The 9,514-nt window shown below is 71.6% G+C and carries 7 protein-coding genes; 1 reads left to right on the top strand and 6 read right to left on the bottom strand.

What is annotated here, in order from left to right:
- Positions 1 to 47: 47 nt before the first annotated feature.
- On the bottom strand, positions 48 to 431 hold the full coding sequence (locus R2D22_RS03175) for a CU044_2847 family protein (protein WP_318101052.1): 384 nt from the start codon (positions 429 to 431) through the stop codon (positions 48 to 50).
- Positions 432 to 737: 306 nt separating this feature from the next.
- On the opposite strand from R2D22_RS03175, the gene R2D22_RS03170 reads away from it, so the two are divergent.
- On the top strand, positions 738 to 1,472 hold the full coding sequence (locus tag R2D22_RS03170; protein ID WP_318101051.1) for a dienelactone hydrolase family protein: 735 nt from the start codon (positions 738 to 740) through the stop codon (positions 1,470 to 1,472).
- Here R2D22_RS03170 and R2D22_RS03165 read toward each other — a convergent pair.
- The 5 genes from R2D22_RS03165 to R2D22_RS03145 all read right to left on the bottom strand — a co-directional run bounded on the left by R2D22_RS03165 (position 1,421) and on the right by R2D22_RS03145 (position 9,495).
- On the bottom strand, positions 1,421 to 3,358 hold the full coding sequence (locus R2D22_RS03165; protein ID WP_318101049.1) for a hypothetical protein: 1,938 nt from the start codon (positions 3,356 to 3,358) through the stop codon (positions 1,421 to 1,423). The two genes, R2D22_RS03170 and R2D22_RS03165, sit on opposite strands and share 52 nt — an antisense overlap.
- Positions 3,359 to 3,374: 16 nt before the next feature.
- The gene (locus R2D22_RS03160; protein WP_318101047.1) at positions 3,375 to 4,922 is read right to left on the bottom strand and encodes a patatin-like phospholipase family protein; all 1,548 of its coding nucleotides are present in this window, start codon (positions 4,920 to 4,922) and stop codon (positions 3,375 to 3,377) included.
- On the bottom strand, positions 4,919 to 6,607 hold the full coding sequence (locus R2D22_RS03155) for a GMC family oxidoreductase (RefSeq protein ID WP_318101046.1): 1,689 nt from the start codon (positions 6,605 to 6,607) through the stop codon (positions 4,919 to 4,921). Before R2D22_RS03155 ends, R2D22_RS03160 begins: the two co-directional genes overlap by 4 nt.
- Before the next feature lie 178 nt (positions 6,608 to 6,785).
- On the bottom strand, positions 6,786 to 8,186 hold the full coding sequence (locus R2D22_RS03150; RefSeq protein WP_318101044.1) for an aminobutyraldehyde dehydrogenase: 1,401 nt from the start codon (positions 8,184 to 8,186) through the stop codon (positions 6,786 to 6,788).
- Entirely contained in the window at positions 8,179 to 9,495 is a 1,317-nt protein-coding gene (locus R2D22_RS03145) for a flavin monoamine oxidase family protein (RefSeq protein WP_318101042.1), read from the bottom strand. The genes R2D22_RS03150 and R2D22_RS03145 overlap by 8 nt, the downstream gene beginning before the upstream one ends.
- Between the last annotated feature and the right edge of the window lie 19 nt (positions 9,496 to 9,514).

Genomic DNA, 9,514 nt, shown 5'->3' with positions numbered 1-9,514 from the left:
GCTCACACCGACTGGTCCTTCACGATGACGTCCGGGTCGGGTCGCGCTCAGTCCACCGCCGGGGACGACGCGGGGACAGGCACGGGCCCGGTCGCGGCCTGCGGAGCCGGTGCGGCGTGCTCCGCCACCCCGTTCCAGGTCAGCGTCACCTTGAAGGCGGCCTTGCCGCTGCCCCCCACGAGCGCGGCGACGACGCCGCTCTCGCCGGCCGCCAGCTCCAGGCCGAACTCCACGCTCACCTCGTCCGGGCGGGCCGACGCCACCGCGTCGCGCACGTTCGTCGCCACGACCTGGAGGGACTCGTGGAAGCCGTGCAGCTTCTCCGTGAGCCGGTCGCCGAGTCCGGAGTCACTCGGCCCGTCGTCCTCGGCCACGGTGGCCCAGAGAACCTGGCCGTCCGGCATCTCCAGCTGTACGAGCTGCGACGACATGGAGCGCTCCCCCTCTACCTCAACTGTCCTGGCGCGACAGCCGACATCGTAGAACTCTGCCGCGACCCCGGGGGGAGATTGCGCCAGCCTCGCTGTTGGCATCGGCTCGGTTCGGTGGACTATGTTGCAGGCATGACTACCGGGACGGCATTGCGCCACACACGGATCGGTGACCCGGTGCTCCTCTGAGCGCCGAACGGGCCGGTGCGGGCCCGCTGTTGGATCGAGGGTCCTGCGCCCCTGCGAGGGCTCCGCCTCCGTCGTGTTGATCACAAGCTCGACACATCAACCACGACAGGAGAACCCATGCCCATCAAGACGCTGCAGATTCCCACCCCAGACGGCCGGGCCGATGCCTTCGCCGCCTTCCCCGAGCGCGGCGAGCGGCACCCCGGGGTGTTGATGTACGCGGACGGCTTCGGTATCCGGCCCGTACTGCGGGAGATGGCCCTCGAACTGGCCGGGCACGGGTACTACGTGCTCGTCCCCAATCTCTTCTACCGGCACGGCCCGGCCCCGGTGATCGAACTTCCCGAGTACATCGGAGAAGAGGCCCGGCCCGCGGTCTTCGCCCAGCTGATGCCCTTGATCGAAGGGCACACTGCCGACCGGGTCCTGCGCGACGGCGACGCCTACCTGAGTTTTCTCACCGCCCAGCCCGAGGTCAGCGCCGGACCGGTCGCGGTGACCGGCTACTGCATCGGAGGCCTCGTGGCGCTGCGCACCGCTGTGGCCCATCCCGGCCTGGTGGCCGCCCTCGCCGCGTTCCACGGCCCCGTGGGCGCCGACGGGCCCGACGCCTTCTCCAAGCTCACCGCCCAGGTCCACTTCGGCCACGCCGAGGGCGACATGACGCCCGAGGCCCTCGGTGAGCTCAACCGGGCCCTGGACGCCGCGGGTGTCGATCACACCTCCGAGATCTACCCCGGCACGGTCCACGGCTTCACCATGTCCGACACCGACGCCTTCGACCCCGCGGGGCTGCAGCTTCACTGGGACCGCCTGCTCCACCTCCTCGGCCGCACCCTGACCGACCACTGAGGCTCGGCCGGTAGATGGAACGCGTCCGGCCCGGGCTTGCGCACGGGTCGGACTTCGTGCCGCGCGATCACGACGGGCTCCTCGATGAGCCGCACGGTCGGTGCCCGCTCGGGCACCGGACGCTTCCACACGCCGTCCGTGTCCGTGACCTCGGCGAACCTCCAGTTCCGGCAGGTCCCGTCGAGTGCCAGCGGGTAGAGGGTGAGCGTGCCGTCCCGTGCGAGGTGCATCCGGAGGAAGCCCTTGTGGTCGTCGAGGGACTGCCCGGACATCTGCCAGTCGGCGACCACGCCCCGGTGCGTCCACAGGATCCACAGGGCGAAGAGCTGGGAGCCGAGGGAAGCGCCCATCACGGCGGCGACGACCAGCAGGATCGCCAGGAGCGCGAAGCCGTTCCAGGAGGACGGGACCGACCGGGCGATGGCGACGGTGACAGCCAGGGCCGCGGCGGCGACCGCCGCCTGGAACAGCACGGCCACGACCGGACCGGACGGCGCCCTGGGCCGCCGTTCGCTCAGCAGTCCCGTCCACCAGCCGATCGCGAAGGGCAGGAGGAAGAGGGCGGCACTCGTGCACAGCAGGCCGAGCAGGTCCTCGACGCCGGCGCTCCGCAGCGCCCCGACGGGATTGTGCCGGCCCTCGGCCAGCGCGAACGCGCCGCTCGTGATCAGGACGAGCACCACCTGGACCGCCCCGGCCAGGGCGGCGAATCCGGGGTTGCGCCGCGGGAGCCAGTACCGCGACCAGGGTTTGGCGATCGCGCGGGAGAGCGAGCGGGACTCCGCCGCGTCCGGGTACGTGTGCTGGGCGAGGGCGAACGCCGTCGGCGGCTGGTCCTTCTTGTACATGCGCGAGGTGGCCGGCGGCAGAGGCAGGGCCTTCGGGAGCCCGTGGGTGGACGACAGGTACGCTCCGCCCAGGCCGCATGTCACCATCTGGCGCCGCCGGGGATCCGGAGGCAGGGCCTCGTCGGCCCCGAGCGCCTCGTCGTCGGGCAGCCGCTCCGCGTAGCGGGCGTAGTGGTGCTTGTCGCCGGTCAGCCACAACCGGATCGAGGCGCCCGTCTCCTCGTGCGTCCCGGTCGTGCGGTCGTAGCGGAACCGTACGATGTTGCGGTCGAACCAGTGCAGGGAGTTGAAGGCGTCGGGCCTCTCGTCGCTCTTCACCCAGGTGGGTTCGGCCGTGCAGACGATCACGCTGTCGCCCGGACGCAGCCGCGGCGAGAGATGGGTCTCGAAGTAGCGCCGCTGCGGATCGTCGAAGTAGGAGCCGAGCTGGCTGTCGAGGCCGACGAGCCACCAGCGCTGCGGCAGTTGCACGGCGAAGTAGCTCCGGGTCTGCCGGGTCTGCCAGCCACCGATCACGCTTTCCTGGGCGAACAACCGCAGGAACGCGGTGAGTCCGTCGTACCAGTCGTGGTTGCCCGGCAGCGCGACCATGAGCGGCTCGTCCGTCGCCGACGGGAGCGCCGCGCGGTAGGGCCCCTTCATCCGGTCCTCGTACGCGGTCGCCGACGCCACCGGGTACACCTGGTCCCCGCCGAGCACGAGCAGCGAGCCACGGGGGAGCGAGCCGGGTCCGCCGACGGCGAGCCCGTCCGCGGCCAGGGCGGAGGCGACCGAGGCAGTCGCCTCGAATCCGTCGCCGAGGTCCGCGACGAAGTCGATCCAGATCTCCTCGGCGCCGGGATCGGCCAACGGCGCCCGCAGGAGACCGGCCTCCAGCGCGCCCTGGATCTCTCGCTTGTCCGAGTAGTCGGCGAAGACGGCGGCCAGGCAGACCTTGACCGCCGTACGCGCCAGCTCCTTCGGCGCGAGCCAGCGCACCGGCTCCTGAGGAGTGAACCGGAGCTCGTCCGCATGTCTGCGCAACTCATGGAAGTCCATGTCGGGCCCTCCTCCGTCACAGCGGGGACCAGGGCATGACGTTCTGCGCGTACACGTCCCACAGCTTGCCGAGGAAGAACTGCCCGAACCGTCCCAGGGTGCTCACCCTGCCGGGCAGCGTCGGCGCCTCGACCCGGAAGGTGGTGAGTTGCTTCAGGAAGTCGGTGGGGCGGATGTGAACCGTTCCCGCGGCCACCGACTCGGCTCCGGACTCCTCGTCGGCGTCGACGTGACCACGGAGGATCCTCGTGTAGAGGACGGACGTGTCCTTCCAGATCCCTCGACGGGAGTCCTCGCTGACGTCCTTGTACCCGCTGAGGGTGAGCGGGTGTTCGGCCCGGTCGCTGAAGAACAGGCGGTAACGCATCCGCAGGTGCTGCGGGTCGGAGTGCTCCACGAACAGCTGGAAGGTTCCGCGCTCGACCGGAAGGCGCCCGCCCAGCTCCTGGCAGAGGATCTCTCCGCGCAGCTCGGCCTCGTGCTCCGGGCCGGAGAGGAAGCGGTCCATTCCCCGGACGTCGACGGTCACGTGCAGGGCGATGTCCGCGGCGGCGCCGCCCGTCGACGAGGCCGCCTTCCGGGGGTCGTCCTCCCCGAAGACGACACGGCCGACCATGCGTTCGGTGAAGCGCAGGCGGGTCGGGTCGTCAGGGCCGTCCTGAGGTTCACCGGGCTTCCAGGGGATCCCCTGGTCCGTGCACCAGCGGCGCGCATGCTGGACTCCGAGTTCCACGGCCTGGGCGAAACGGTCCCGGCTGAAGTTGATGAGGTAGTTCAGGGGGACCTCGCCGCTCAGCAGCCGGACCTCGATCGGGCGCCCGAACTCTCCCTCCTCCCCGTTGCGGATGGCGGCGTTGCTGGCCTCGATCCGGCGGAGCCAGTGCTGCAGCCGGCCGTTGGCCGTCGTCTCGATGATGTGGAAGTAGTTGGCCACGAAGCCGTTGCGCCAGCGGTGCCTTCGGCTGACCGTCCAGACGATCCACAGTTCGTCGCAGCCCCGCCGGATCGCCTCCTCGACGTTCGCGTCGGTCAGATAGACCGGGTCGATGTACGTTTCCCCGTCGATGACGACCGGAGGGAACCACATGGGCAGCGCCACCCCGGCGCAGAACCGGTCCTCGTCCATGCGGTCGGCGGTCACCGGCTCCAGTTCGTTGGCGCTGAAGTTGTAGAGGTTGAAGGTGGCTTCACGGTCGGTGGCCCGGATCCGCTCCCAGTCCAGCCCCCAGTCCGGGAAGACGTGACGCCGGTAGCCGTCCAGGGTGAAGAGGGACCGGGCGTAGGGCCCCTTCGGCAGCTCGCGCCAGTTCGGGGTGACGCCTTTCAGCGGCGAGAGCGTGCGCCAGTTGTCGGCGATCTCGCGCCCTGACATCCCCTGGCAGTACATCGCCAGGTTGAACACGCCTCCACTGGCGCCGTCGGCGTGGTCGAACGTCAACCGGGCCTCGTCGAGCAGGACCTGGAGGGCGCCGGCCTGGTAGGCCACCTTCAGCCCGCCGCCGGCGAGGAGGAGAGATCTGCGCGGGGATCCGCTGCGGGGCGTGGTGCTCTGTCCGGTCGTCATGAGGGGCCCTCAGAGTTCTGCCGGTGGTCCTCGATGATGCGGGTGGCCGATCGGTCGGCCAGCGCCGCGATGGTGAGCGAGGGGTTCGGGCCGACGGGTCCGGGCAGCACCGAGCCGTCGGCGATCGACAGTCCCGGGCAGCCGTACACGCGGCCGAAGGAGTCCACCACGCCGTCCCGAGCGGTGTCGCCCATCGGCGCGCCGCCCACGGGATGCACGGTGATGAGGCGGTTGAGCAACCACAGGGGATTCGCGGCGTAGCGTCCGCCGAGACTGCGGGACACCCGCTCCATGGTCTCGTTCATCTGGTCGAAGTACTGGTCGGACGCGGTCAGTTTCCAGTCGAGGTCGAGATTCCCGTCCCGGAGGAACATCCGGCCGTTGGGGACGTCCCTGCCCATGCCGAGCAGCGGCAGGGTCGTCGCGGTGAACAGCCCCTTGCCCATGGCGTCACCGAGCTGTCGTCCCACACGGCTGCGCGCGGTACCCGTCAGCTGCGACCACCCCCGGCGCAGCAGGAACCTCGCGACCCTGTTGGACATGGTGAGGACGTTGTGCTCGACGAGCCAGTTGAGGAATTCCGGGTAGCCGGCGTCCTCGATGTAGAACCCCCGGTCCCTCGCGCCGCTTCCCCTGCGGTCCACCCGCATCGCACTCGTGATGACCGGCCCGAGACTCGGCTCCATCAGGCGCGGCACCGGCTCCCCGGGCCGGTCCTGACGCCTCTCCCTGGCCTTGAACACCAGTCCGAGGAAGTCTCCGTTCCCGGAGAAACGGGTACCCAGCGCCGGGCTGAGCGCGGGGAGGGCACTGCGGTTCCGCAACAGCAGATAGGTCGTGCCGAGCGTGCCGGCGGAGAGGACCAGCCGCCTCGCCCTGACGGTCCGCCGTACGGGAGGAGCCGACGGATCCTCGTCCCCGGCGGCGCGGTGCTCGATGTACGAGACCTGGAAGCCCTCGTGCACCGGTTCGAACGAGCGGACCTCGCAGAGGGTTCGGATGTCCGCCCCGAGCCGGTCCGCGGCGCTGAGGTAGGTGAAGTCCAGACTGTTCTTGCTGCCGAAGTTGCATCCCAGGTCGCATTCGCCGACGAGCCTGCACGCGTAGCGCGGGCTGTGGTGAAGATTGTCCGCGCCGTCGTCGAGGGCGGCGCCGGGCACCGGAGGTTCTCCGAAGGAGACGGCCAGCAGCGGAAGTTCCCACGGAAGACCCAGCCGCTCGGCCGCCTGGCGCATGGCGAGGGTCTTGGGCGTGCTCCGGTAGGGCTCCACGTCGAAGGGGTACCTCCGCGCGCCCAGCATGGTCTCGACGGACTGGTAGTGCGGATCGAGGTCCTCACGGGTCACGGGCCAGTTCTCGTAGCCGCCGTCGAACGACTCGTGCACGAACCAGCTCTCCGGCTTGCGGATCAGCACGTTCGCGTAGATCAGCGACCCGCCGCCCAGCCCGCTGGACACGAGCGCGTCCATCCCCGAGAAGCTCCACATGTCGTACATGCCGTACAACCGGGAATCCGGGTCCCAGAAGTTCTTGGCAGTCTCGTGGGGGCTGCGGGGAAAGGACCCGGGCGGGAACGGCTTCCCCCGTTCGAGGACGCATACGCGGAGGCCGGCCTCGGCCAGGCGATACGCCGTCACGGACCCGCCGAAGCCCGACCCCACGACGACGGCATCGAAGACGTCCACGCTCGCCACCTCTGGAAGTCGGAGCCGGAACAGCTGCCTTGACTTCCCCCCGTCTGCGGCTGCCGCACGCACGACCTCTTTCCATGGTTCACCCGCGTGCGGTGAAGCGCATGTCGAGGCGTCGGTGGCCACCGGTCAGCGACGCGGTTTTCGGGGCCGCGCCCGGGCCGGCCGCGGCTCAGAGCATCACGTGCTTGGGCCGGGTGTAGTCGAGGAGGCCGGAGAGGGACAGGTCGCTGCCGTAGCCGGAATGTTTGACTCCACCGTGTGGCATTTCGGAGACCGTGGTGCCGTGGGTGTTCACCCACACGATCCCGGTGTGCAGGGCCCTGGTCGCCCGCATCGCCCGGTCGTGGTCCGTGGTCCACACGCTCGCGGCGAGTCCGAAGCGGACGTCGTCGGCGAGCCGCAGCGCTTCGGACTCGTCGGTGAAAGGCTGCACGGTCACGACGGGTCCGAAGATCTCCTCCTGGACGATCTCGTCGTCCTGGCGTACCCCTGCGACGACGGTGGGGGAGTGGAAGAAGCCGGGCCGCGCGGGCCGTGTGCCGCCGGCCACGATCCGGGCGTGGCCGGGCAGCCGGTCGAGCAGGTCGCGGACCGAGGCGAGCTGGGCCGCGTTGTTGAGCGGGCCGAGGTCGGTGCCGGGGCGCAGTGCGCGGGCGGCGCCGGCAAGGGCGTCCACGAAGGCGTCGTGAATGCGGGCGTGGACCAGGAAGCGGGTGGGGGCGGTGCAGTCCTGGCCCGCGTTGTAGAAGGCGACCCGGGCCAGGGCGGCGGCGGTGGCGGGGACGTCGACGTCCTCGTGGACGATCACAGGCGCGTTGCCCCCCAGTTCGAGATGGGCCCGCTTCAGGCCTGCCGCGGCCGCGGCGGCGATCTCCTGGCCGGCACGGACGCTGCCGGTGAGCGCGATCAGGGCGACGGCGGGGTGGGCGGTGAGGGCGCGGCCGGTGTCGCGGTCGCCGCAGACGACGTTCAGCACGCCCGGGGGCAGGTGGGGGGCCGCGATCCGGGCGAGCAGTACCGACGAGGAGGGGGTGGTGTCGGCGGGTTTGAGAACGGTGGTGTTGCCGGCGGCCAGGGCCGGCGCGATCTTCCACGCGGCCATCATCAGGGGGTAGTTCCACGGCGTGATCTGGGCGCAGACGCCGACCGGTTCGCGGCGCAGCAGGGAGGTGCGGCCCTCGGCGTACTCGGCCGCGGCCGCGCCCGGGAGGGTGCGGGCAGCACCGGCGAAGAAGCGGAAGACGTCGGCGATAGCCGGGAGTTCCTCCGCCCGGAACTGTGCTGACGGCTTCCCGGTGTCGGCGGTCTCCGCGGCGGTCAGCTCGTCCGCGTGCGCCACGACGGCGTCGGCGACGGCGAGCAGGGCCCGCTGCCGGTCGGCCGGGGTGGTGGCGGACCAGGGCCCGTACGCGGCCGCGGCGGCCGCGCAGGCGGCGTCGGTGTCGGCGCGGCCGGAGCGTGGGGCGCGGCCGTGCACGCGCCCGGTGGCGGGGTTGACCAGCTCGGTGGTCGCGCCCGTGGCGGCGGCTCGGTCCTCGCCGCCGATGTGGTTCAGCAGGCTGTCAGCCACGGCGCAGGGCCTCCTTCGCGGCGCCCCGCCCGGTGCGGACGGCGCCCTCCATGTAGCCGGCCACCCACTGGTCGGATCCGCAGACGTAGAACGGCGGTTCATGGGTGCCGTGACGGGGACCGACGGCCATGACGTCGCCCGGAGCCCACTGCGTGACGTACCCCTGGGTCCAGGGGTCGGTGCCCCACAGGCGCAGGTGCGCGGCGCGTGGCCGGTGGGCCTGGTCGCCGTACAGCCGGGCGATCTCGGCGAGGAGTTCGCGGGTGCGCAGGTGGGCGGGGGTGCCGAGCAGGACGCCGTATCGCTCGGGCGGGATCAGGGCGGACAGGACGCCCTCGTTCTGCGGCCAGGTGCTGCCCAGCACCCCTTCGCACTCGGACAGACCGCTGAGCCCGCGGTCGCGCCAGAACGGGCGGTCGTAGGCGGCGACGAACTTCGCGGCGAGGGCGTGCCGTTGGTGGTGCAGCGAGGTCAGGAGCTCCTCGCCGACGCCGGTGACGGCGAGCGAGCGCAGCGGGCCGGCGGGCAGGGCGCTGACGACGGCGGCCGCCGTGAGGGTCTCGCCGCCCGCGAGGCGCACCGAGCAGTCGCCGGAGCGGCGGACGACGAGCGCCTCGACGGGCGCGCCGGTACGGATTCTGCCGTCGAGCCCGGCGGCCATCCGCAGGGCCACGGTCGCCGAGCCCTCGGCCACCCGCAGGCCCTCCCAGGCTTCGTACTCGTAGTGGCCGACGCCGGGGACGGCGGCATGCTTGCGGAGCGCGGCGAGCAGCGAGGTGCGTTCGTACGAGCCGTCGGCGAGCGCGAGCTGGCCGATCTCCCAGAGCCGCACGACGGCGGGGCTCGCCCCCTCGTCGCGCAGCCAGCCGGCCACGGACAGCCGGTCCAGGGCGGTGGCCTGCGGGTGGGACCAGGGGTCGTCGGGGTCGACGGTCGCGGCGAGTGCGGCGAAGGCGGCGGTGATCTTCCGATGGGAGGCGTCGTCGCCGGGGCCGAACCAGTGCGGCGGGTCGCCGGCGCTGACGCCTTCGGGCGTGGCGCGGGCGAGCGCGCCGGGTTCGGCGACGTAGCTGGGGACGAGGGAGAGGCCGAGTTCGGCGACGAGGGCCGTGTACGCGGTGTGCGCCGAGCCGACGACCTCCCCGCCGAGCTGGACGAGGCGGCCGTCGGGCAGCGCGGTCTGCTCGACGCGGCCGCCGACCCGGTCGCGGGCCTCGACGACGAGGACGTCGGCTCCGCCCGCGGCCAGGTCACGGGCGGCGGCGAGTCCCGCGAGTCCGGCGCCGAGCACGATGACATCGTGGTTCATGGGTGTTCCTCCGGTGGGG

The sequence above is a fragment of the Streptomyces sp. HUAS YS2 genome (assembly GCF_033343995.1).
In the GTDB taxonomy this organism is placed as follows: Bacteria; Actinomycetota; Actinomycetes; order Streptomycetales; family Streptomycetaceae; genus Streptomyces; species Streptomyces solicathayae.
This window is presented reverse-complemented; position numbering and strand designations above follow the sequence as displayed.

Excerpts from the sequence above, each read along its gene's own strand:
- R2D22_RS03170 (WP_318101051.1), top strand. The coding sequence starts at position 738 with ATGCCCATCAAGACGCTGCAGATTCCCACCCCAGACGGCCGGGCCGAT.
- R2D22_RS03160 (WP_318101047.1), bottom strand. The coding sequence starts at position 4,922 with ATGACGACCGGACAGAGCACCACGCCCCGCAGCGGATCCCCGCGCAGA.
- R2D22_RS03175 (WP_318101052.1), bottom strand. The coding sequence starts at position 431 with ATGTCGTCGCAGCTCGTACAGCTGGAGATGCCGGACGGCCAGGTTCTC.
- R2D22_RS03145 (WP_318101042.1), bottom strand. The coding sequence starts at position 9,495 with ATGAACCACGATGTCATCGTGCTCGGCGCCGGACTCGCGGGACTCGCC.
- R2D22_RS03165 (WP_318101049.1), bottom strand. The coding sequence starts at position 3,358 with ATGGACTTCCATGAGTTGCGCAGACATGCGGACGAGCTCCGGTTCACT.